Annotated in this window: 17 protein-coding genes; 7 read left to right on the top strand and 10 right to left on the bottom strand. The window is 69.0% G+C overall.

From position 1 onward, the window contains the following. Positions 1 to 2: 2 nt before the first annotated feature. The 3 genes from ACYQ8K_RS21010 to ACYQ8K_RS21000 form a co-directional block, all read right to left on the bottom strand. Positions 3 to 1,829: a phosphoenolpyruvate carboxykinase (GTP) gene (locus tag ACYQ8K_RS21010; protein ID WP_459972021.1), complete on the bottom strand. Its 1,827-nt coding sequence runs from the start codon at positions 1,827 to 1,829 to the stop codon at positions 3 to 5. Between the two features lie 140 nt (positions 1,830 to 1,969). Further along, positions 1,970 to 3,535, bottom strand: a complete 1,566-nt coding sequence (locus ACYQ8K_RS21005; protein ID WP_459972019.1) for a hypothetical protein — start codon at positions 3,533 to 3,535, stop codon at positions 1,970 to 1,972. Next, a complete protein-coding gene (locus ACYQ8K_RS21000; protein ID WP_459972017.1) occupies positions 3,532 to 4,620 on the bottom strand; it encodes a hypothetical protein in 1,089 nt (362 codons plus the stop codon). Before ACYQ8K_RS21000 ends, ACYQ8K_RS21005 begins: the two co-directional genes overlap by 4 nt. 193 nt (positions 4,621 to 4,813) lie before the next feature. Here ACYQ8K_RS21000 and trmB point away from each other — a divergent pair, with 193 nt between their 5' ends. Genes trmB through mmpL3 form a run of 3 tightly spaced genes read left to right on the top strand, consistent with a single transcriptional unit; the run spans position 4,814 to position 9,237 of the window. Beyond that, the gene (trmB, locus tag ACYQ8K_RS20995; RefSeq protein WP_459972071.1) at positions 4,814 to 5,596 is read left to right on the top strand and encodes a tRNA (guanosine(46)-N7)-methyltransferase TrmB; all 783 of its coding nucleotides are present in this window, start codon (positions 4,814 to 4,816) and stop codon (positions 5,594 to 5,596) included. Between the two features lie 13 nt (positions 5,597 to 5,609). Further along, the gene (locus ACYQ8K_RS20990; RefSeq protein WP_459972070.1) at positions 5,610 to 6,323 is read left to right on the top strand and encodes an NYN domain-containing protein; all 714 of its coding nucleotides are present in this window, start codon (positions 5,610 to 5,612) and stop codon (positions 6,321 to 6,323) included. A gap of 49 nt (positions 6,324 to 6,372) precedes the next feature. After that, positions 6,373 to 9,237, top strand: a complete 2,865-nt coding sequence (mmpL3, locus tag ACYQ8K_RS20985; protein ID WP_459972015.1) for a trehalose monomycolate exporter MmpL3 — start codon at positions 6,373 to 6,375, stop codon at positions 9,235 to 9,237. A 52-nt stretch (positions 9,238 to 9,289) separates the two neighbouring features. On the opposite strand, the gene ACYQ8K_RS20980 is transcribed toward mmpL3, so the two are convergent. After that, complete coding sequence (locus tag ACYQ8K_RS20980) at positions 9,290 to 10,438, bottom strand: AI-2E family transporter (RefSeq protein WP_459972014.1); 1,149 nt, start codon at positions 10,436 to 10,438, stop codon at positions 9,290 to 9,292. A 180-nt stretch (positions 10,439 to 10,618) separates the two neighbouring features. Here ACYQ8K_RS20980 and ACYQ8K_RS20975 point away from each other — a divergent pair, with 180 nt between their 5' ends. Beyond that, positions 10,619 to 11,788 carry a lysylphosphatidylglycerol synthase transmembrane domain-containing protein gene (locus ACYQ8K_RS20975; protein WP_459972012.1) on the top strand — a complete coding sequence of 390 codons (1,170 nt, stop codon included), beginning with the start codon at positions 10,619 to 10,621 and terminating at the stop codon, positions 11,786 to 11,788. Here ACYQ8K_RS20975 and ACYQ8K_RS20970 read toward each other — a convergent pair. Then, positions 11,785 to 12,339 carry a hemophore gene (locus ACYQ8K_RS20970; protein WP_459972010.1) on the bottom strand — a complete coding sequence of 185 codons (555 nt, stop codon included), beginning with the start codon at positions 12,337 to 12,339 and terminating at the stop codon, positions 11,785 to 11,787. The genes ACYQ8K_RS20975 and ACYQ8K_RS20970 overlap by 4 nt on opposite strands. A 353-nt stretch (positions 12,340 to 12,692) precedes the next feature. Here ACYQ8K_RS20970 and ACYQ8K_RS20965 point away from each other — a divergent pair, with 353 nt between their 5' ends. Both ACYQ8K_RS20965 and ACYQ8K_RS20960 read left to right on the top strand, forming a co-directional pair. Further along, the gene (locus ACYQ8K_RS20965) at positions 12,693 to 15,734 is read left to right on the top strand and encodes an MMPL family transporter (RefSeq protein ID WP_459972008.1); all 3,042 of its coding nucleotides are present in this window, start codon (positions 12,693 to 12,695) and stop codon (positions 15,732 to 15,734) included. Continuing rightward, positions 15,731 to 16,279 (top strand): hypothetical protein, encoded by a 549-nt coding sequence (locus tag ACYQ8K_RS20960; RefSeq protein ID WP_064950841.1) that lies wholly within the window; start codon positions 15,731 to 15,733, stop codon positions 16,277 to 16,279. Before ACYQ8K_RS20965 ends, ACYQ8K_RS20960 begins: the two co-directional genes overlap by 4 nt. A 6-nt stretch (positions 16,280 to 16,285) precedes the next feature. Here the strand turns inward: ACYQ8K_RS20960 and ACYQ8K_RS20955 are convergent, their stop codons facing one another. Together ACYQ8K_RS20955 and ACYQ8K_RS20950 are read right to left on the bottom strand one after the other, a co-directional pair. Continuing rightward, entirely contained in the window at positions 16,286 to 16,969 is a 684-nt protein-coding gene (locus tag ACYQ8K_RS20955) for a hypothetical protein (protein ID WP_459972006.1), read from the bottom strand. Next, entirely contained in the window at positions 16,966 to 17,643 is a 678-nt protein-coding gene (locus tag ACYQ8K_RS20950) for a hypothetical protein (RefSeq protein ID WP_459972005.1), read from the bottom strand. The genes ACYQ8K_RS20955 and ACYQ8K_RS20950 overlap by 4 nt, the downstream gene beginning before the upstream one ends. 41 nt (positions 17,644 to 17,684) lie before the next feature. Between ACYQ8K_RS20950 and ACYQ8K_RS20945 the strand changes: the two genes are divergently transcribed. Next, the gene (locus tag ACYQ8K_RS20945; RefSeq protein WP_459972003.1) at positions 17,685 to 19,673 is read left to right on the top strand and encodes a M13 family metallopeptidase; all 1,989 of its coding nucleotides are present in this window, start codon (positions 17,685 to 17,687) and stop codon (positions 19,671 to 19,673) included. On the opposite strand, the gene ACYQ8K_RS20940 is transcribed toward ACYQ8K_RS20945, so the two are convergent. The 3 genes from ACYQ8K_RS20940 to ACYQ8K_RS20930 all read right to left on the bottom strand — a co-directional run. Next, complete coding sequence (locus tag ACYQ8K_RS20940; protein ID WP_459972001.1) at positions 19,657 to 21,906, bottom strand: molybdopterin-dependent oxidoreductase; 2,250 nt, start codon at positions 21,904 to 21,906, stop codon at positions 19,657 to 19,659. The two genes, ACYQ8K_RS20945 and ACYQ8K_RS20940, sit on opposite strands and share 17 nt — an antisense overlap. Further along, positions 21,896 to 22,492: a TetR/AcrR family transcriptional regulator gene (locus ACYQ8K_RS20935; protein WP_459971999.1), complete on the bottom strand. Its 597-nt coding sequence runs from the start codon at positions 22,490 to 22,492 to the stop codon at positions 21,896 to 21,898. The genes ACYQ8K_RS20940 and ACYQ8K_RS20935 overlap by 11 nt, the downstream gene beginning before the upstream one ends. 144 nt (positions 22,493 to 22,636) lie before the next feature. Continuing rightward, positions 22,637 to 23,519 (bottom strand): L,D-transpeptidase (locus tag ACYQ8K_RS20930; RefSeq protein ID WP_459971997.1); only part of this gene is annotated, 883 nt, incomplete at its 5' end.

The raw sequence follows: 23,519 nt of genomic DNA, 5'->3' as shown, positions 1-23,519 counted from the left end.
GCTCAGCCCGCTTCGGACAGCCGCTGCTTGAGCGCCTCGAACTCGTCGCGGACACCCGTGGGCAGCTTGTCGCCGACGAAGTCGAACCACTCCTCGATCAGGGGCAGTTCCTCGCGCCACTCGGCGGGGTTGACCGCCAGCGCCTTGGCCACGTCGCCGCCATCGACGTCCAGGCCGTCCAGGTCCAGGTCGTCGGCGGTCGGCACGATGCCGATCGGGGTGTCCTGGCCGCCGGCCTTGTGCTCGATGCGGTCCACGATCCACTTCAGCACCCGGCTGTTCTCGCCGAAGCCCGGCCACAGGAAACCGCCGTCGGAGTCGCGGCGGAACCAGTTGACGAAGAACACCTTCGGCATCTTGGACTCGTCGGAGTTCTTGCCCAGGTCGATCCAGTGCTGGAAGTAGTCACCGACGTGGTAGCCCAGGAACGGCAGCATGGCCATCGGGTCGCGGCGCACGGTGCCGACCTTGCCCTCGGCGGCGGCGGTCTGCTCGCTGCCCATGGTGGCTCCCATGAATACGCCGTGCTGCCAGTCGCGGGCCTGCGTCACCAGCGGCACCGTGGTCTTGCGGCGGGCGCCGAACAGGATGCCCGAGATCGGCACGCCCTGCGGGTCGTCCCACTCCGGCGCCAGGATCGGGCACTGCGACATCGGGGTGCAGTAGCGCGAGTTGGGGTGAGCGGCCTTCTCGCCGGAATCGGGCGTCCAGTCGCGGCCCTTCCAGTCGGTCAGGTGCTCCGGCTCGCCCTCCAGGCCCTCCCACCACACGTCGTTGTCGTCGGTGAGCGCCACGTTGGTGAAGACGGTGTTGCCGGCCTCGATGGTGCGCATGGCGTTGGGGTTGGACTTCCAGTTGGTGCCCGGCGCGACGCCGAAGAAACCGAACTCGGGGTTGACCGCGTACAGGCGGCCGTCCTTGCCGAAGCGCATCCAGGCGATGTCGTCGCCGAGCGTCTCGGCGCGCCAGCCCGGGATGGTCGGCTGCAGCATGGCGAGGTTGGTCTTGCCGCACGCCGACGGGAACGCCGCGGCGAAGTAGTAGGCCTTGTTCTCCGGGGAGATGAGCTTGAGGATCAGCATGTGCTCGGCGAGCCAGCCCTCGTCGTGGGCCATCGCCGAGGCGATGCGCAGCGAGTAGCACTTCTTGCCCAGCAGCGCGTTACCGCCGTAGCCCGAGCCGTAGCTCATGATCTCGCGGGTCTCTGGGAAGTGGGTGATGTACTTGGTGTCGTTGCACGGCCAGGGCACGTCCTTCTGGCCCGGCTCCAGCGGCGCGCCCACCGAGTGCAGCGCCTTGACGAAGAACCCGTCATCGCCCATCTTCTCCAGGGCGGCCTTGCCCATCCGCGTCATCACCTTCATCGAGATGACGACGTACTCGGAGTCGGTGATCTCCACGCCCAGCTTCGGGTCGTCGGCGCCGAGGGGGCCCATGCAGAACGGCACCACCCACATGGTGCGGCCGCGCATACAACCGCGGTACAGGTCGTTCATGGTGGACCGCATCTCGGACGGGTCCATCCAGTTGTTGGTCGGTCCGGCACCGTCCTGCGTCTCGGTGCAGATGAAGGTCCGGGATTCCACACGCGCCACGTCGGACGGGTCCGACAGCGCCAGGTAGGAGTTCGGGTGCTTCTTCTCGTTGAGCTTCTTCAACGTGCCGGCCTCGACCAACTGGGTGGCCAGGCGGTTGAACTCCTCGTCGGAGCCGTCAGCGAAGACCACCCGGTCGGGCTGGGTGAGTTCGGCGACCTCCTGCACCCATGACAGCAGGCCCTGGTGGTTCGTGGGTGCTGTGTCCAAACCGGGAATGGTCGCTGAGGTCATCGAACTCTCCTGGATTCTTCTGCGTATCGGGCTGGTGTTGCTCGCTATGCTCTCGCCCACACAATTAAGGAATTGGTGGCGTTAACTACAGGTTATCGTGAGGATCTTGTCGGGTGAGTCTCGGGCAGGTATAAGCCTTCTCACAACAACGATTCAGAAGATCCCGAGGGGTCGCCATCTTCGCTCCTCGAAGCGGGTTTTTCGGTCTCGTCACGGCCGACGTCTTCAAAGTGACTTTCGTCTTCTCGTATACCCGGTTCTCCCAGTTCTGCACGCACGGCCGCCAGGGCCGCCGTTACCGCGGGCATCTCCCGATCGCGCGCGGCCGCGGCCCGCGCGGCGGCCAGGGCGTGCTCGCGAAGTTCGGTGTCGATGACGCCCACCGACGCGGCGACCTCCGCGTTCTCGGCCTCATCCTGGGCCAGCAGCGCCTTGCTCAGCACCGACTCGGCGACCAGCACCCGGGTGGCGACCAGCTCCTCGGCGACCGACTGCAGCGAAGCCGTGACGTCGCCCGCCCAGCGGTCCAGCAGCGCCCGGTCGTGCAGCAGCGCACGGATGTTGATCACCATGAACGTGAGCCCCACCGAGATCGCCACGCATGCCAGCGCGGCGACGACGGCCAGCGCGGGGTTCAGCCGCGAGGCCAAACCGCTCATCAGCCGGCTCAGCGTCAGCGCCACCCCGAGGCCGAACCCGACGCCGAGCAGGATCATCAGCCAGGTTTCCTGGCGACGCGATTTCAGCGGCGGCGGCGAGACGTCTACCGCCGGCAGTTGCTCGAGCGGCGGCAGCTCCATCGGCACCTCCATCGCCTGCGCCACCTCGGCCAGTTGCGCGTCGGTGCTTTCGCTGACCTCGGCGACCACCCCGTCCAGCTGATCACGGGTGACCGCCTCGAAGCCGGCCATGTTGCGCCGCGACAGACCCGCCGCGTATTCCTGCAGTTCGGTGCGCACGCCCGCGCACCGGTTGCGTGCCGAGTGCGACAGCGCGACCCGAGCCTGCTGGATCTGACTGCGCAGCGTGATGGTGCGCTCGCTTTTCGCCTGACGCCGCTGCTGCAACGCGGCGCTGCGTTCCTCGCGCAGCGCCTCGACCCGGGCCCGCCGGCCCGACCCCTCGACCTCGCGGTCAAACCGCCGCGCCACCGTCTGCAGGCGAGATTCCCAGGCCCGCAACCTGTTTCGCCGGGCGAGATCGGGGTCGTCGAGTTGCGCCGAGACCGCGTCGACCAGGGCGTCGACGTCGGGCTCGCCCAGGTCGGGCAGAGCCGCCACACCCACCCAGGGCGCCCGGCTGTAGCGGGGCGCGTGCGCGCCCAGCGCGTCGCAGTTGGCGGCGACGATATCGCGCCAGTTGAGATGCACGTCGATCTTGGAGACCACACCGACGACGGCATCGGTGTGCTCGGTCGCGGCGTCCAGCAGGGCGCAGTCCGATGGTGTCAGGTTGGCCGCCGCCGAGACGACGAACACCACGACCGTCGGCGCCTCGCCGGGCCCCAGGTCCGTCGACTCCACGAATGTGTGTTGCGGCAGCCGCTTGCGCAGGGCGTCGGCCACCGCGGTGACGCCGGCCATCCACGGACCGGTCACCAGCACCACGTCGCGGCGCTGAATCGCCGGCGGATCCAGCCCCGGCCCGGCCGCAGCGACCAGGGCGTCGACCGCGGCGACGGGATCGTCGCCTGTCTCGCCGCTCACCACGATCCCCCCGGCAGCGAGCCGCAGGCCTGGGACCACAGCCGCAGCGATCCGCGAGCGATGTCGGCGCCGCACGCGCGGTGCAGTTCGCTGGCCGACGCGCGGCTGTAGCGCTGCCACCGCACCGCCCGCGGCAGGTGCCCGGACGGGTCGCGATGCGCGCCGGCGGGCTGTCGGTCGCCCGGCTCCAGCCCGGCGGCCTCGGCCAGGTCCACGGCCGCCGCCATGCGGGCGAGGACGGTGTCGTCGCGCGACAAGAACGCGCTGATGCGCTCGGCGGGCCGGCCGCCGCCGGCGGCCAACGCCTCGAGTTCGGCGACGGCGTCCAACACCCGCTGATAGCGCGCCTCGGCGCCCAGCGCGCCGATTCTGGCCAGGACGGCGTCGACGCCGCTCATCCGATGCAGCAGGGTCAGCACCTGGGCCGGGGTGCGGCCCTGCCGCAGCGCGGCGACCGCCAGCGCGGTGCCGAACAGGTCGAGGCTGTCGAGCAGGCGCTGCCGTGCCTCCGTCGGCACCGGGGCGTCGGCGGCCAGGAATGTGGCGAAGGAGCCGTCGAAGCACGCCGTGCCGGGGTGAGCGGCCAGCGCGGCCAGCGCGGTCCACTGGGCGCTGTCCAGGTCGTCGAGCGCGGCGACCGCGAGCAGCCCGGTCATCGGTTCCATGGGCACGCCGAGCAGCGCCGAGAGCTCCGTGCACCTGGCGCGCGCCGCCGCGATGGGGCCGTCGCCGCCCCGGCCGGACAGCGAGCCCGCCAGGTCTGCCTTGTTCAGCACCGCCAGCACCGGGCGCCCGGCCGCCGCGACGGCCTGGGTGTCCTCGGGCTTGACCACCTCGGTGATCACGTAAACCACCGCGTCGACGTCGCGCTCGGCCGCCGGGCTGTCGACGGCGACGCCCGCCGCGCGTCCCGCGCCGTCCAGGGCGCGGCGCACGGTGCGACAGCCGACCCCCCGGCGGCCGCGCACAACCACGCGCAGGGGCGCGGCGCATCGCTGCCCGATCGCCGTCAGGCGCGGGTCGACCTGGCCGGCGGCGAAGCGCGCCAGCTCGTCGACGAAACTCTGGTGTCCCTGTTCCCTCATATCCCGCCTGTTCGGTTCTGGATGACCCCGCGCCCGGCCGGCGTCGCCGCTACCGGAGGCAGCGCCGGGGCCGAGCGGTCCCACCGAATGGTGGCACCCACGCCACCAAGAAGCGAGCCACCGTTAATGAGTTACCAGGTGGAGGCAACTGTTGGGTATCAATCCGGACCAGGGGCGGCTACATCCGAGGTTTATAGGCCACCATGGACAAATGCATGCGCAGCGCGGGATGGCGATGTCTGCCGACACGCCGACGGGGGGCCCGGACCGCCCCGAACAGCGCTATCTGCCGGCCACGGCGTTCCGATCGCGGCGATCGGCGCTGTCCGATGCGCAGCGCGAGACCTGGGAACGGCGCTGGCCCGAGCTCGGGCTGTCGGTGGGCGCCGCAACCGACGAACCCGACGGCCCCGAACCCGCGCTGGACACCCGCGGCTGGTTCGGGCGACAGGCCCCGGTGGTACTCGAAATCGGTTGCGGCAGTGGCATATCCACACTGGCGATGGCCAAGGAAGAGCCCGATATCGATGTGGTCGCGGTGGAGATCTACCGGCGCGGGCTGGCGCAGCTGCTGTGCGCGATCGACCGCGACAAAGTCAGCAACATCCGGCTGATCCGCGGCAACGCCCTCGACGTCCTGCAACGCCTCATCGCGCCGGGTTCGTTGACCGGCGTGCGCGTCTTCTTTCCCGATCCGTGGCCGAAGGCGCGCCACCACAAACGCCGGTTCCTGCAGCCGGGCACGATTGGCTTGATAGCCGACCGGCTACTCCCCGGAGGTGTCCTGCACGTTGCGACGGACCACGCCGGCTACGCCGAGCACATCGCCGAGGTCGGCGCGGGCGAGCCCCGGCTGCACCGGGCCGATCCCGACAGTGCGCTGCCGATCTCGGTCGCGCGCCCGACCACCAAGTACGAGACGAAGGCTCAAGAAGCGGGCAGCGCCGTCACCGAATTCATTTGGCTTAGACGATGAGTAGGCGATGAGTATGAGCCTGACCGAACAGGCCGCGACCGGTGCCCAACCCGTCGCGCCGCCGGCGCTGCTGACCGGCGACGAGCTGGGCGGCTTCTCTCCCCCGGGTGGCCGCGTGCTGCTGGTGTGGGACGCCCCGAACCTGGACATGGGGCTGGGCTCCATCCTGGGCCGCCGCCCGACAGCCCTGGAACGCCCGCGGTTCGACGCGCTGGGCCGCTGGTTGCTGGCGCGCACGGCCGAAGTCAGCGCCGGTCGCCCCGGCGTCGTGGTGGAACCCGAGGCCACGGTGTTCACCAACATCGCGCCCGGCAGCGCCGACGTCGTCCGGCCGTGGGTCGACGCCCTCCGTAACGTGGGGTTTGCGGTCTTCGCCAAGCCGAAGATCGATGAGGACAGCGACGTCGACCGCGACATGCTGGCCCACATCGAACTGCGGCGCACCGAGGGGTTGGCGGCGCTGGTGGTGGCGTCGGCCGACGGTCAGGCGTTTCGTCACCCGCTGGAAGACATCGCACGAAGCGGGGTCGGCGTCCAGGTGATCGGATTTCGCGAACATGCGAGTTGGGCGCTAGCGTCGGATACCTTGGACTTCGTTGATCTGGAGGATATCGCTGGTGTCTTCCGGGAACCATTGCCGCGGATCGGCCTAGATTCGCTGCCTGACCAGGGTGCGTGGCTGCAGCCGTTCCGGCCGCTCTCCGCGCTGCTGACCGCGCGTGTGTGACACTGGAAAACCGATGCGCGGGTCGTTAACGATCCAGTAAGGAGCTTGCGTGTTCGCCTGGTGGGGTCGAACTGTGTACCGATACCGGTACATCGTGATCGGGGTCACGGTAGCTCTGTGTCTGCTGGGTGGCGTCTTCGGAATCAGCCTGGGCAAGCATGTTACACAGAGCGGCTTCTACGACGACGGCAGCCAATCCGTTAAGGCCTCGGTGCTGGGCGACCAGACCTACGGCCGCGACCGCACCAGCCACGTGGTGGCCACCTTCACCGCCCCCGACGGAAAAACCGTCGATGATGCGGCGTGGCGGAACAAGATCATCGGCGAGCTCAACAAGTTCAAGACCGACCACTCCGACCAGGTCGTCGGCTGGGCCGGCTGGCTGGCTGCGCCGGACAGCACCAACCCCGTCATCAAGGGGATGGTCAGCGAGGACAAGAAGCACACCTTCGTGTCGATCCCGCTGAAGGGCAACGACGACGACAGCATCCTCAACAACTACAAGACCATCCAGCCGGACCTGCAGAAGCTCGACGGCGGCACCGTGCAACTGGCCGGCCTCGAGCCGATCGCCGAAGCGCTGACCGGCACCATCGCCACCGACCAGCGCCGCATGGAGGTCCTGGCGCTGCCGTTGGTGACGGTCGTGCTGTTTTTGGTGTTCGGCGGCGCGGTCGCCGCCGGCCTGCCGGCCATCGTGGGTGGCCTGAGTATCGCCGGCTCGCTGGGCATCCTGCGCCTGGTCGCCCTGTTCGGGCCGGTGCACTTCTTCGCCCAGCCGGTCGTCTCGCTGATCGGCCTGGGTATCGCGATCGACTATGGGCTTTTCGTGGTGAGCCGGTTCCGGGAGGAGATAGCCGAGGGCTACGACACCGAGGCCGCGGTGCGAAGAACCGTGATGACGGCCGGGCGCACCGTGACCTTCTCCGCGGTGCTGATCATCGCGTCCAGCGCCAGCCTGCTGGTGCTGCCGCAGGGCTTCGTGCATTCGCTCACCTACGCGATCTTCGCCGCCGTGGGGCTTGCGGCGTTGCTGTCGATCACGTTCCTGCCGGCGTGCCTGGCCATCCTCGGCCGCCACGTCGACGCGCTGGGCGTGCGGACCGCGTTCCGGGTGCCGTTCCTGCGGAACTGGAAGTATTCGCGCGCCTACCTGAACTGGCTGGCCGACCGGCTGCAGAAGACGAAGACCCGCGAAGAGGTCGAGGCCGGATTCTGGGGCAAGCTCGTCAACTGGGTGATGAAGAAGCCGCTGGCCTTCGCCATCCCGATCGCCGTCGGCATGATCCTGCTGGTCATCCCGCTGGGCAACCTGTCGTTCGGCGGCATGAGCGAGAAGTACCTCCCCCCGGACAATCCGGTGCGCCTGGCGCAGGAACACTTCGACAAGCAATTCCCCGGCTATCGGACCGAGCAGCTGACGATGGTGATCCAGAGCACCAACGGCAGCAAGGTGACCGACCAGCAGGTGGCCGACATCCGCAACAGGATCTCCTCGATCGGCGGCTTCACCGACAAGACCTGGGAGGAGCGGGCCTGCCCGACCATCGCCGGTAACCCCTGCGTCGCCGGCCCGAACGGGACGACGGTGCCCAAGGACGGCTCGGTCCGGGTGATCCAGAACGGCCTGGTCAACAAGAGCGATGCGGCGAAGAAGCTCGCCGAACTGCGGTCGGTGAATCCGCCGAAGGGGCTGAACCTCTATGTCGGCGGCACACCGGCGCTGGAGCAGGACAGCATTCACAGCCTGGCCGAGAAGGGCCCGTTGATGCTGGTGCTGTTGCTCAGCGCCACCCTGCTGCTGATGTTCCTGGCCTTCGGGTCGGTGGTGCTGCCGGTCAAGGCGGTGCTGATGAGCGCGCTCACGCTGGGCTCCACTTTGGGCATCCTGACCTGGATCTTTGTCGACGGGCACCTGTCGGGCATCTTGAACTTCACCCCGACCCCGCTGATGGTGGTGCTCATCGCGCTGGTCGTCGCCGTCGGCTTCGGTCTGGCCACCGACTACGAGGTGTTCCTGGTCTCGCGCATGGTCGAGGCGCGCGAACGCGGCATGTCGACGGCCGAGGCCATCCGGATCGGGACGGCGACCACCGGGCGCCTGATCACGGCCGCCGCGCTGGTGCTGGCGGTGGTCGCCGGTTCGTTCGTGTTCTCCGACCTGGTGCTGATGAAGTATCTGGCCTTCGGTCTGATGGCGGCGCTGCTGCTGGATGCCACCGTCGTCCGGATGTTCCTGGTGCCGTCGGTGATGAAACTGCTCGGCGACGACTGCTGGTGGGCGCCGCGCTGGGCCCGCCGCCTGCAGAACAAGATCGGCCTCGGCGAGATCGACCTGCCCGACGAGCGCAAGCGGCCCACGCTCAACGGCCGGCCCGCGCGGCCGCCGGTGGCGGCCAGCCTGGTCGCCGCGGCACCGCGGCCCCCGCACGACCCGACCCATCCCGGAGCGCTGGAACCGTCGCGCCCGGCGCGGCCCGGCCCCACGGACCCGCGGCCCGCGCAGGAACCGGCCGCGAGCACCACGCGCATCCCGGCCCGGCCGAGCCAGCCGACCGAAGCCAAGACCACGCGCTTCTCCGCCCAAGGAGCGCCCGGCCGTGACCGGCCGGCCGACCCGCGTCCGGCCAATTCCGCGCAGCGGGCCCCGGCGCCGGGCCCGGCGGCACCGCCGTCCGGCGATCAGACGCGGGCCATCCCGGTTCCCGGCAACCGACCTGACGACAACGGCGACGCCGCCGAACCCACCACCGCCCTGCCCAAGCTGCGCGCGGAAGGCAACGACCCCAACGCGGCCGGCGACCAGGCGAACGCGCGGGGTCAGGGTGACAACGGCGACCCGGCGCGGCAACGCCGGCGCTCCGGCGGCGGCCTGTCCGCCCAGGATCTGCTGCGCCGCGAGGGACGGCTGTAATCAGGCGCCCGGGCGGCGCTTAAAGCCCTTGAGCCGCGAAAAGGCTTGAGCCTCAGCCGGGTTCGTCCTCGGGCCTGTCGGGCTCGGCCTGCAGGATCGCGTTCTTATCGTCCGCCTCCTCGGTCTGTTTCTCGGCTTCGGCGGACGGATCGGGCGCCAACAGCACCTGGATCGCGTTGTTGAGGAACGCCACCGTGGGAACGGCCAGCAGGGCGCCGACGATCCCGGCGAGCACGCCGCCGGTAGAGATGGCGAGCACCACCCCGAGCGGGTGAATGGAGACCGCGCGTCCCATCACCAGCGGTTGCAGCAGATGGGCCTCGATCTGGTTGACCGCGATCAGCAGGCCCAGCGTGATCAACGCATACACGACCCCCTTGGCCAGCAGCGCGACCACCACGGCCACCAGGCCCGAGATCAGCGCACCGACCAGCGGGATGAACGCGCCCAGGAACACCAGCGATGACAGCGGCAGCGCGAGCGGGACGCCCATGATGGCCAAACCGGTGCCGACCCCGGCCGCGTCGGTCAGGGCCACCAGGAAGGTGGCCCGCACGTATCCGATCAGCGACCCATAGCCGGCGTTGCCGGCTTCGTGCACCCGGCCGCGCACGTCGGACGGGATGATCTGCACGACGTACTGCCAGATGTTGCGCCCGCCGTAGAGAAAGAAGATCAGCGTGAACAGCACCAGCACCGCCGCGGTGACCAGCTCCGTGACGGTGGCCGCGGTGGACAGCGCGCCGCTGGTCAGCTTCGCCTGATTGTTGTGCAGCGCCTCGATGGCGGCGTTGCCCGCGCTGTCGATCTGTTCGTTGCGCAGGTGCGCCGGCCCGTGGATGAGCCAGCGCCGCGTCGACTCGATGCTCTGCGTCACCTGCTCGGTCAGCCCGGGCAGGCCGTCGATGAACTGCAGGATGACGAACGCCAGGATGCCGCCCAGGATCGCGAAGCCACCCAACAGCACCAGCGCCACCGCACCGCCGCGGGGCAGGCCACGCTTGTCCAGCCAGTCGACCACCGGCACCAGCAACGCGCTCAGCAGCAGCGCCACCAGCACGGGGACGACGATGACTTCGAGTTTCTTCACCACCCACAACAGGGCAAGCACGGCGACCAGGATGACCAGCAGGCGCCAGGCCCAGGCGGCGGTCTTGCGGACGAGGGGTTCGACCGACGCGTCGTCGGCGTTTGCTGACATTTGGCCAGCCTATCCGCCGCGGCGCGCCGTCAAACGTCTCTCTACGCCCGCTCGACGGCTGTGATGCGTCGGCCGGAGCCGTCGCCGTCGGCACGATCCGATCACGACCCCGGAACTTCCGAGACACGGTGGGCGGTGCGCAGCGATCGCCGCGCCACCTGCACCGTTACCCTAAATCACGTGCCGCACGACGCACCCGCCCGCAATCTCGACTTCCCGCGCGAGGAAACCCCGCGCGGGAAGTACTGGTGGGTGCGCTGGGTGATCCTCGCCGCGGTAGCCATCGTGCTTGCCGTCGAGGTTTCGCTGGGCTGGGATCAGCTGGCCAAAGCCTGGATGAGCCTGTACGAGGCGAATTGGTGGTGGTTGCTCGCATCGGTGGCGGCGGCGGCCGCGTCGATGCACAGCTTTGCCCAGATCCAGCGCACGTTACTCAAGTCGGCCGGCGTGCACGTCAAGCAGTTGCGCTCCGAGGCCGCGTTCTACGCCGCCAATTCGCTGAGCACCACGCTGCCCGGCGGGCCCGTGCTGTCGGCGACCTTCCTGTTCCGGCAGCAGCGGCTGTGGGGCGCATCCGCCGTCGTGGCCTCGTGGCAGCTGGTGATGTCGGGTGTGCTGCAGGCGGTGGGATTGGCTTTGCTCGGCCTGGGCGGCGCCTTCCTGCTGGGCGCCAAGAACAACCCGTTCTCGCTGCTGTTCACCCTCGGCGGGTTCGTCGCGCTGCTGCTGCTGGCCCAGGCCGTCGCGTCACGGCCGGAGCTGATCGACGGGATCGGCTGCCGGGTGCTGGCGTGGGTCAATTCGGTGCGCGGCAGGCCGGCCGACACCGGCCTGGACAAGTGGCGCGAGACGTTGATGCAGCTGGAATCGGTGAGCCTGGGCCGTCGCGACCTGGGGGTGGCGTTCGGCTGGTCGATGTTCAACTGGATCGCCGACGTTGCCTGCCTGGGCTTCGCCGCCTACGCCGCCGGGGATCACGCCTCGGTGGCCGGGTTGACGGTGGCGTATGCGGCCGCCCGCGCGGTCGGCACGATCCCGTTGATGCCCGGCGGCCTGTTGATCGTCGAGGCGGTGCTGGTGCCGGGCCTGGTGTCCAGCGGGATGTCGCTGCCCAACGCGATTTCGGCGATGCTGATCTACCGGCTGATCAGCTGGTTGCTCATCTCCGCGATCGGCTGGGTGGTGTTCTTCTTCGTGTTCCGCACCGAGAACATCGCCGACTCCGACGAGGATCCGATCACGGGTCCGCTCCCAATCGTGCCGCTGCAGGGCGACTCCGCGGCCGACCCGACCGAGACCGCGCTGCAGGGGCCGTTGCCGCCGGACCGGAATCCGGAACCCGAGCTCTAGCCGACGGTGTTGCCGCGCGACGGGCCCGGCAGCGGGTTGGTCGCCGCGGGCGGCGCCGGCTGCGGCGCGGCGGCCGGGGCACCACCGGTCGTCCCGGCCAGCGGCGACGCGGCGGCGGGGTTACCGGGCAGCGCGGGCAGCCCACCGGCCGCGCCCTGCGCCTGCTGCATCAGGCCCATCGCCTGCGGGATGGAGATCGGCAACTTGCACTGCAGCGACAGGTTGGTCAGCGGCTGGGCGATCGACGTCATGTCACCGGCGACCTTGGGGTTGGCATCGAAATAGGACTTCAGGCCGTTCACCGACTGCGGCCCCGCCTGCTGCTGCAGCATCGAGGTCATCGTCTGGTTGGTCTCCGGGTGCGAATCCAGGTAGTCGCCCATCGACTTGGAGACCGAGCCGATCGTCCGGGCGACCTCGCTGGCCGCGCACGGGTCGTTGGCCCCGGTCGCGGGCGCCCCGGCGAGCACCGCGACGGCCGCCCCGGGCACCGTGGCGGCGATCAGCCCGACGAAGATTTTGCGACCCCGTCCAGCGGTGGCTCTCGTCATGGACAACTCCTTAGGAGTTTGCGACGACCGCCGACTCGGCGCCTCGCAAACGACTGCAATGAGACGGCCCGACGCGATGAAGGCGTCCCCCCGAAATCCCCCGGAGGCCTCGCGGGCCATCCGACATCCTGCCACCGCCGATATCACCCCTGCCAGTCCGAACGAACGCCGGGACGGGATATGTGACCGAAATCCCGCTTGGTCAACGGTTCACAACGTCTTCGCAGCGTCTTGGCAACAACGCCGTCGCCGCAGCTCAGGAACTAGATAAGCCCACATAATCCACAGCCTGCTGCGGTATCGTCGCCAACACGCGTTAGCGAGAACCGGGGAGCGACAAAATCCAGCAGTTAATGATGCGCCTCAGCCGCAGCCTGCGTAGGTACCGCTGGTTGGTCTTCACGGGCTGGTTGCTGGCATTGGTTCCGGCGGTCTACCTGGCGCTGACGCAGTCGGGCAACCTGACCGGCGGTGGGTTCGACGTGGCCGGATCGCAGTCGCTGGCGGTGCACGACCAGCTCGAGGATCTCTATCACGACCAGGGTGGATCGTCGCTGGCGCTGGTGGCGGCCCCCCGGCCCGACGCCAGCTATCAGGACATGAACGACGCCGTCGCGCAGCTGCGGCAGATCGCCGCCGGCATCCCTGGCACCACCGAGATACCCAACCCCACCCAGCGGCCCCCGCAGCCCGACCGGCCCTACGTGCTGTCGGTGCGGCTGGATTCCCGCAACACCAGCGACGTCGCCAAGCAGCTGCGCACCAAGGTCGGCATCAAGGGCGACCAGCCCGGCCAGACCGCGGACGGCCGCGTGCGGCTCTACGTCATCGGGCAGGGCGCGCTGTCCGCCGCCGCCGCGGCCAACACCAAGCACGACATCGCCGCCGCCGAGAAGTGGAACCTGCCGGTCATCCTGATCGTGCTGCTCGCGGTGTTCGGCTCGCTGGCCGCCGCCGCCATCCCGCTGGCCCTGGGCATCTGCACGGTCGTGGTCACCATGGGCCTGGTCTATCTGCTGTCCGCCTACACCACCATGTCGGTGTTCGTGACCTCGACGGTGTCCATGTTCGGGATCGCGCTGGCCGTCGACTATTCCCTGTTCATCCTGATGCGGTTCCGCGAGGAGCTGCGCACCGGGCGCCAGCCCCGCGAAGCCGTCGACGCCGCGATGGCCACCTCCGGGCTGGCCGTGGTGCTATCCGGCATGACGGTGATCGCCTCCCTCACCGGGATCTACGTGATCAACACCCCGGCGCTGAAGTCGATGGCCACCGGCGCCATCCTGGCCGTCGCGGTGGCCATGCTGACCTCGACGACCCTGACGCCGGCGGCGTTGGCGACGTTCGGGCGTGCGGCCGCCAAGCGGTCGGGCTTCCTGCACTGGTCGCGGCGGCCCGAGAGCACGCAGTCCCGGTTCTGGAACCGCTGGATCGGCTGGGTGATGCGCCGGCCGTGGGTGTCCGCGCTGGCGGCATCGCTGGTGCTTCTTGTGATGGCGGCGCCGGCGGCGTCGATGGTGCTGGGCAACAGCCTGCTGCGCCAGTTCGACTCGTCGCACGAAATCCGCGCCGGGGTGGGCGCCGCGGCGCAGGCCCTCGGCCCCGGCGCGCTGGGCCCCATCCGGGTGCTGATCAACTTCCCCGACGGCGGCGCGGCCTCCCCCGAACACAGCCACACCGTCGGCGCGATCCGCCAGCGGATGTCGCAGGCGCCCAACATCGTCTCGGTGTCGCCGCCGCAGTTCGCCGAGGACAACGGCAGCGCACTGCTGTCCGCGGTGCTGTCGGTGGACCCCGAGGACATGAAGGCCCGCGAGACGGTCGGCTGGATGCGCGCGCAGCTGCCCAAGGTTCCGGAGGCGGGCACGGCGCGCGTCGACGTGGGCGGCCCGACCGCGCTGATCAAAGACTTCGACGACCAGGTGTCGGCGACTGAGCCGCTGGTGCTGGCCATCGTCGCGGCAATCGCGTTCGTGATGCTGCTGGTTTCGGTCCACTCTGTCTTCCTGGCGCTCAAGGGCGTCCTGATGACGTTGCTGTCGGTCGCCGCCGCCTACGGCAGCCTGGTCATGGTGTTCCAGTGGGGGTGGCTGAAGGATCTCGGCTTCGCCCAGATCAGCTCGATCGACAGCACCGTGCCGCCGCTGGTGCTCGCGATGACCTTCGGGTTGTCGATGGACTACGAGATCTTCCTGCTCACCCGCATCCGGGAGCGCTTCCTGCATTCTGGTAACACCCGCGACGCGGTGGCTTACGGCGTCAGCACCAGCGCCCGCACCATCACCAGCGCCGCGCTGATCATGATCGCCGTGTTCGTCGGCTTCGCGTTCGCCGGCATGCCGCTGGTGGCCGAGATCGGCGTGGCGTGCGCGGTCGCGATCGCGGTGGACGCCACCGTGGTGCGGCTGGTGATGGTGCCGGCGTTGATGGCGATGTTCGCCCAGTGGAACTGGTGGCTGCCGGCGTGGCTGTCCCGGGTGCTGCCGTCGGTCGACTTCGACCGGCCACTGCCCGAGGTCGACCTCGGCGACGTGGTCGTCATCCCCGACGACATCTCGGCGCTGGTGGCGCCCAGCGCCGACCTGCGGATGGTGCTCAAGTCCGCCGCGAAGCTCCAGCACCTCGCGCCCGACGCCATCTCCGTCACCGATCCGCTCGCCTTCACCGGCTGTGGCCGCAACGCGCAGGCGTCGCCGGGCCCGGACGAGGAGCAGACCCGGGGTCTGGGGCCCGCGCAGATCCCGCACCAGGTCGCCCTCGGCGAGGAGAAGGTCAGCGTCGGCGTGGGTGCCGCCGCCAGGAAGCCCGGCACCAACGGCCACACCAACGGCTCCCTGGCGGCCAAGAAGCTGGTCGGCGGCCTGACCTCGCGCAACGGCATCGCCAAGGCCATCGCCGGGACGGACCGGCCCGTGCACCCGGTGACGCTGTGGCGTGGCCGCCTGTCGGTCGCGATCGACGCGCTGGAGACCGACACCACGACGGCGGGCGGCGGGCCGAGATACGAGCGGCGCAGCCCGGTGGAGACCACCAACGTGCAGCTGCCCACCGGCGACCGGCTGCGGGTGCCGACCGGCGCCGAGACCCTGCGGCTCAAGGGCTACCTGATCATGTGCCGTAACAGTCGGCGCGATTATGCCGATTTTGCAGACATGGTCGATTCGTTGGAGCCCGAGACCGCCGCGGTGGTGCTGGCCGGAATGGACAGGTATTACTGTTGTAAATCATCCAGGCAGCAGTGGATTGCCACCCAGTTGGTCCGTCGACTCGCAGATCCCGACCCCTGCGATTACCCGGAAGACCAGGGATCGGACGCCGACGCCAACGCGGACTGGGAGGGAGTCAGGCAACGCTGCCTGTCCGTGGCGGTAGCGATGCTGGAGGAGGCGAGGTGACGTTGGCACCCGACCGACGCCCCGCACCGCCGCCCCACCGGCCGGGCCCCGAGCAGCGTCCCCGCGGCAATGGACCCTCGGGAGGACCATCCGGGTCCTTCCAGGATCCCGACCAGCCGGTGGAGTTCTGGCCGACCGCGGCCATTCGGTCCGCCCTGCAGGGCGGCGACATCGCGACCTGGAAGCGCATCGCCGGCGCACTCAAGCGCGACCCGTACGGGCGGACCGCCCGTCAGGTCGAGGAGGTTCTCGAAGGCACCCGGCCCTACGGCATCGCCAAGGCGCTGTGGGAGGTGCTCGAGCGGGCCCGTACCCACCTGGAGGCCAACGAGCGCGCCGAGGTGGCGCGCCACGTGCGGCTCCTGATCGACCGGTCGGGCCTGGCCCCGCAGGAATTCGCGTCGCGCATCGGCGTCACGGCCGAGGAGCTGGACGGTTACCTCGACGGCAGCACCAGCCCGACGGCCGCGCTGATGATCCGGATCCGGCGGCTGTCGGACCGGTTCGTCAAGGTGAAGTCCGCCCGGTCCGCCGAAGCCAACTGACCCCAGCTACCTGACCGGCAGCACGTCGGCGACCAACCAGTCGCTGCCCCGTTTGGTCAGTGTCACCCGCAGTGCCGGCGCCGCCTGACTGGGCGGCTGGCCCGGGGTGTTCTGGGTGACCCGCAGAATCACCGCCACGCTGGCCGCCGTCGGCCCGAGGGCCTCGACTCCGGCCGATACCGTGGTGGCCTGCGCCGTGACGTTGTGCTGGGCCAGATCCGCGCTGGACTTGCTGTACTGCTCCTTGAACGCGGCCGCGTGCTCCGGGACGATCATCGCCGTGGCACGGTCGATGGAGCCGGCCGGGGCGGTGGGGCTGAACGACGCCATCGCCTCCGCCATGCCGGTGGCGATCTGGACGACCTGGCGCGAGTCGTTGGTGAAGTCGTTGTCCGCCCTTGTCCAGTGCGTGTAGCCGGTCGCCACGGCCGCGGCCAGCGCCGTCGTGCACAGCAGCACCACCGCCAACCGCAACCCCGGGGCGTCGTCGTCGGTGCCGAGGCTGACCGAATCGCGGCGTAGCAGCCAGAAATTGATCGCCACGCCCTCGACGATCAGCAGGATCAACACCGAGCACGCCGAGACCCACCACAGCGGCCAGCCGAGCACCAGCCCGATGGCCAGCAGGGCCGCGATCGCGGCCAGCGGGGCCAGGATGTCGAAGGCGAACAGCCGCCAGACGTTCCTCATCGGATCGACGCCAATCCGGAGATCATCTGCTTGCCGTCCACGTCAGAGACGTCCAGCCGCAGGTTCCAGTGCACGGTTTGCGGCTTGGCCCCGACGTTTTCGCTGACCGACGTGGCGATCACCATCACCGAGTCGGTTCGGCTCGCGAACGGCGGCAGCTTGGTGGTGACTATGTCTCTTGGAGGCCTCGTGCCCGCCGGCTGGGTGTCCAGGTCGTGGTGCACGGTTTCGACCGCCACCGCCTCGATCCGCCCGGCGCTCTTGGACTGCAGCTTCTCCACGACCGCCTTGTAGGGCTGCACGGCGGCGTCGAAGTCGGTGTTGAGCTCGCCGACCGTGCCGTCGTGCAGCCGCTGCAGGCTGGCGTCGACGTTGCCACTGTTCATGTTGATCAACACGTTCGCCCAGTCCGCGGCGGTCTGCATGGCCCGGCTCAGGTAGCCGCGCTCGGCGACCTGGTCGCGGTGGTCGGACCAGATGATGAAGCCGAGCACCACCGCGGCCACCGACAACACACCGAGCACCGCCGACGCGATGCCGTAATGGGAAAAGACTTCGGCGCTTTCGGATTCGTCTTCGCCGACGTCGCTCGCGTCATCGTTCGCGTCGTCGTCGGGGGCGACGTCAACGCAATCTTCTTCGGCAGATGGCTCGGTTCGCTCGCCCTCGGACATGGCCCGATCGTCGCACCCGGGAAAGATGGAAGGATGGCGGGGTGACGAATACGGCCATCCGCTCGGGCATCGACCTGAGCTTTGTCGACGACAGTATCCGCCCCCAAGACGACCTGTTCGGTCACGTCAACGGCCGCTGGCTGGCCGAATACGAGATACCGGCGGACCGGGCGACCGACGGCGCCTTCCGCCAGCTGTACGACCGCGCCGAGGAACAGGTGCGCGACCTGATCGTGGAGGCCAGCCAGCAGGGTTCGGCCGCCGCGGACGACGACGCGCAGCGCATCGGCGACCTGTACGCCAGCTTCCTCGACGAGGACACCGTGCAGAGCCGCGGCGTGCGGCCGCTGCTGGACGAGATGGCGGTGATCGACGAGGCCGCCGACGCCGACGCGCTGGCCCGGGCCATCGGCGCGCTGCAGCGCACCGGCGCGGGTGGGGGCGTCGGGGTGTACGTGGACACCGACGCCAAGAACTCGGCCCGCTACCTGGTGCACTTCACCCAGTCCGGCCTCGGGCTGCCCGACGAGTCCTACTACCGCGAGGAGCGGCACGCCGAGGTGCTGGAGGCCTACCCCGCGCACATCGCGCGGATGTTCGCCCTGGTGTTCGGCGGGGACCCGGCCGACCACGTCCAGACCGCCGACCGCATCGTCGCGCTGGAGACCAGGCTGGCCGAGGCGCACTGGGACGTGGTCAAGCGCCGCGACGCCGACCTCACCTACAACCTGCGCACCTTCGCGGAGCTTCGCGACGAGTCGGTGGGCTTCGACTGGGCCGGCTGGGCCGGCGCGCTCGGCGCGAACCCCGATGCCCTCGCGGAAGTGATTGTGCGCCAACCGGATTACCTACGCACCTTCGCCGAGCTGTGGCGCAGCGAGGACCTGGAGGTGTGGAAGAGCTGGGCGCGGTGGCGGCTGATCCGCGCGCGGGCCGCCTGGCTGACCGACGAGCTGGTGTCCGCGGACTTCGACTTCTACGGCCGGCGGCTGACCGGCACCGAGCAGATCCGGGACCGGTGGAAGCGCGCGGTGTCGCTGGTGGAGAACCTGATGGGCGACGCCGTCGGAAAGCTCTATGTGCAGCGGCATTTCCCGCCCGGGGCGAAGGCCCGCATCGACGAGCTGGTCGCCAACCTGCGGGCGGCGTACCGGATGAGCATCAGCGATCTGGACTGGATGACACCGCAGACCCGGGAGCGGGCGCTGACCAAGCTGGAGAAGTTCACCGCCAAGGTCGGCTACCCCTCCAAGTGGCGTGACTACTCGTCGCTGGTGATCGACCGCGGCGACCTGTACGGCAACTACCAGCGCGGCTACGCGGTCAACCACGACCGTGAGCTGGCCAAGCTCGGCGGGCCGGTGGACAAAGACGAGTGGTTCATGACGCCGCAGACCGTCAACGCCTACTACAACCCGGGAATGAACGAAATCGTCTTCCCGGCAGCGATTCTGCAGCCGCCGTTCTTCGACGCCGAGGCCGACGACGCGGCCAACTACGGTGGCATCGGCGCGGTGATCGGGCACGAGATCGGCCACGGCTTCGACGACCAGGGCGCGAAATACGACGGCGACGGCAACCTCATCGACTGGTGGACCGACGCCGACCGGACCGAATTCGGCGCGCGCACAAAGGCTCTCATCGAGCAATACGACAGCTACACGCCGCGCGGCCTGGGCGGTGACCACCACGTCAACGGCGCGTTCACCGTCGGGGAGAACATCGGCGACCTGGGCGGCTTGTCGATCGCGCTGCTGGCCTACCAGTTGTCGCTGAACGGCCAGCCCGCCCCGGTGATCGACGGTCTGACCGGCGTGCAGCGCGTGTTCTACGGCTGGGCCCAGGTGTGGCGCACCAAATCCCGTGACGCGGAGGCGATCCGGCGCCTGGCGGTGGATCCGCACTCGCCGCCGGAGTTCCGCTGCAACGGCGTGTTGCGCAACATGGACGCGTTCTACGACGCCTTCGAGGACGCCGACTCCGGTGCGCTGTTCCTGGAGCCGGACAGCCGGGTCAAGATCTGGAACTGACGCCGCTGGGTATCGGGGCGGGCTCGATCCGCGCGGGCACGTGCTTGTGCCACGGCGTGCCCGCGTAAGGGTCGCGCCACTCGGTCGAGGTGAGCACGTTCGGCGCGACGCCGGGGGTGACGGTGCGTCCCTCGTCGTCGACGTAATCGAGCCCAAAACCGTTGGGCAGGGCGGCATGCCCGGCCATCATCGTCTCGGTGATCTCGATGGTGGCCTCGGCGCTACCGGCCGCGGTGCTGATGCGCGCCCGGTCCCCCGCGCCGAGCCCGAGGGCCTGGGCATCCTCGACGCTGATCCGCAGCGCGCCCTCGGCGTCGCGTTTGCGCCAGGTGGGGTCGCGGAAGATGTCGTTGGCGGTGTAGGCGCGCCGCTCCCCCACCGACAGCACGATCGGGAATTCCGGCGTGGTCAGCCGGGGTGGAATCCGGGACAGCGTCTTCAATTCGTCGAGCATCGACGGGATTTCCAGCGCGATCTTGTGGTCGGGGTGGCTGATCAGCGTGAAGTCGTCCTCGTAGTTGTGCACGGTGAACGTCACCCCCGACGGGGTGTTCAGGATCGCGTCGAACAGGGCGTTGCCGTCGGCGTGCCCGGCGCGCCGGACCGCATCCGGATAACTCATGGCGGTCTTTTGGGCAAGTCCCCACAGCGCGGCCGCACCGCGGAGCCCTTCGGGCAGGATGGGCCCGAGCGTTTCGTAAAGCACGTACGGAAGGAGTTGCGCAACGGTCGGATTGGCCGCCGCACCGAGAAACGCCTCGGTGTAGGCCTGGCGGCCCTGTCGCGCGGCCTCGTGCAGCGGCCGCAGATCCGCGTCATCCAGCACGCCGAGCGCCCGCACCAGCCGCGCCCAGATTTCCGGCTCGGCCAGGGTACCCGGCAGGGGCTCCATCAGCGGACGGCGCAAGTGGAAGGTGTTGTGCGGGAATTCCAGGTTGAAGAACGTGGCTTCCGGCTTCTCGAATTGCGACGCGGCGGGCAGCACATAGTGTGCAAGCCTGGCCGTCTCGGTCATCGCGACGTCGATGACCACCATCAGTTCCAGGGCTTGAAAGGCCTCCCGGCAGGCGGCCGAATTGGCCAGTGAATGCGCGGGATTGCTGCTTTCCACGATCATGGCCCGGAAGCGATCCGGGTGGTCGGTCAGGATTTCCTCGGGCACCACATTGCTGGGCACCAGGCCGGAGATGATCGGGGCGCCGGTGACCGGTGTGCGTCCGGAGAACTGGCCGAACAGCGGGGCGAACGATGAATGTAGGTGCTGGCCACCCTTTTTCGCGAAGTTGCCGGTGAGGATCCACAGCAGCTTGTTCAGATAGGAGCACAGTGTGCTGTTGGGTGCCTGCTGCACGCCGAGGTCCTCGAACACCGACACGCTGGCGGCCGTGCCGATGCGCCGCGCCGCCGCCCGCAGCAGTTCCCGGTCGACGCCGCAATGCTGGGCGTAGTCGGCCACCGGAACCTCGCGCAGCGCGGCGCGCACGGCATCCGCGCCGCGCACGTGCTCGCCGAGAAATGCTTCGTTGCACAGGTTTTCCTGCACGAGGATGGCGGCCAGCGCCGCCAGGCACCACGCGTCGGTGCCGGGTCGCACCCGCAGGTGGAAGTCGGACATCTTGGCGGTGTCGGTGACCACCGGGTCGATCACGATCATCGAGCGGGCCGGATCCTTGGCGATCTCGTTGAGCACCACCCGGGCGCGCGGAAAGCTCTGCGACATCCACGGGTTCTTCCCGATGAACACCGCGACCTCGGCGTGCTCGAATTCGCCCCTGGTGTGGCCGCCGTAGAGTTGCCCGTCGATCCAGGCCTCTCCGGTTTTCTCCTGCGCCAACGCATTTGAGCGGTAGCGCGAGCCCAACGCCTTCAAGAAGGCGCCGCTGTAGGCCCCGCCCAGGTGATTGCCCTGCCCGCCGCCGCCGTAGTAGAAGATCTTGTCGCCGCCATAGCTGTCGCGAATGTGCTTGAAGCCCTCGGCGATCTCGACGATCGCCGTGTCCCAATCGATCTCCTCATAGCTGCCGTCGGCGCGGCGGCGCAGCGGGGAGGTCAGCCGCGCGCCGCTGTTCTGGTAGTGGTCCAGCCGCAGCGCCTTGTTGCAGGTATAGCCCTGCGAGGCCGGGTGCGCCTTGTCACCGCGGATGCGGGTCAGCCGGCGATCATCGACTTGGACGACGATGCCGCAGTTGCATTCACACAGGATGCACGCGCTGGATTGCCATTCACCGGTCATCGTGGGTTTCCTTTCCGAGCGGCCGACCAGACGCCGCCAGCAGGTCGCGCAGCTGGCGGTGGACGACGTCGAGGGGCATCAGGTCGCGTCGCACCCGCGCGAGCACGATCGCACCCTCGAGCGAGGTGGTGGCCATCACCGCCAATTCGCGCGCCCGCTCCGGCGCGATGCCGTCGGCGATGAACCGCGCGGCGATCAGGTCCGTCCATCGGTCGAAGACCGCTGCGGCGCGTTCGATCACCGTGCGTTCGGCGTCGTGCTGCTCGCCCGCTTCAACCGAGACGGCCACGATGGGGCAGCCCGCGCGAAAGTCGCTGTCGAGGAGCTGGCGACGGTACTGGTCGATCAACGTGTCCAGCAGTTGCCGGCCGTCCTCGGCGCCGGTGATGACGGCGGCGATGTACTCGCCGGCGTAGTCGACGGCCTCGCACAGCAGCTGGGTGCGCCCGCCGGGAAAGTAGTGGTAGGCCGATCCGCGGGGGGCGCCGCTGTGCTCGAGCACATCGGAGATGGCGGTGGCGCGGGCACCCCGCTCCCGGATCAACAGCGCGGCGGAAACGATCATCCGCTCGCGGGGACCACGCATCGCAGCTCCTCAGAGGTCTAGCTTATGTAAGATGCTATACATAAGTCGGCGATCCGGGGAAGCCCCATCGCCGGAACCGCGGCCACAAACGCGAAATCGCCCATCTCCGTGTGGAAATAGGCGATTTCGCGTGGTGGGTGCGGGTTAGTTCATCCAGTCGGCGGAGCCGTCGTTCTTCTTGTAGTTGCCGCCGCTGGAGTTCTTCACGACGATCGGGTCGCCCGGACCGAAGTTGTCGAAGAACCATTTGGCGTTGGCGGGGCTGATGTTGATGCACCCGTGGCTGACGTCGCGCTTGCCCTGGTCATCCACCGACCACGGCGCGCTGTGCACGTAGTCGCCGACGTTGTCGAAGCGGACCGCGTCCTCCACCGTCACCTTGTAGCCGTAGGTCGAGTTGACCGGCACCCCGTAGGTCGAGGAGTCCATCACCACCGAGGCCTTCTTGTCCTGCACGTAATAGGTGCCGTTGGGGGTCTGGTGATTGCCCGATGTCATGCCCATCGACATCGGGAAGGTCTTCTCCACGGTGCCGTTGCGGCTGATGGTCAGCTGGTGCGTGGCGTCGTCGGCGGTGGCGATCAGCGAGTCGCCGGTCTGGAAGGTGGACACGGTGCCGCCGGCGTCGACGGTCACCGCGGTGTGCGCGGGCCAGAAATTGATGGGACGCCAGCGCAGCTGGGTCGGGGTCATCCAGTAGAACTTGCCCGGTACCGGCGGAACCGACGAGACGTGCACGGCGCCGATCGCCGCGTCGGCGTTCTCGACCGTTCCGGGGAAGTTGATGATGATCGGCTGGGCCACACCGACGGTCGAGCCGCCCTTGGGGACGAACGACGGCGGCCCGAACGGGGCCGTGCCGGTGAACGGCGTGTTGTTCTGCCCGTCGGCCGCGGCCGCGGCGGGTTGCGCACCCGGCCTGTCTCTTATACACAACTCCGAGCCCACGAGACACTCCCTAAGAGCGTTTGGCGGGTTTGGAGTGAAAAAAAAATGATGGGGGGGGGGGGGGGGGGGGGGGGGGGGG

The sequence above is a fragment of the Mycobacterium sp. MUNTM1 genome, assembly GCF_054660795.1.
Note: the sequence above shows the minus strand (reverse complement) of the source record. Positions and strands in the feature narration are given on the sequence as shown.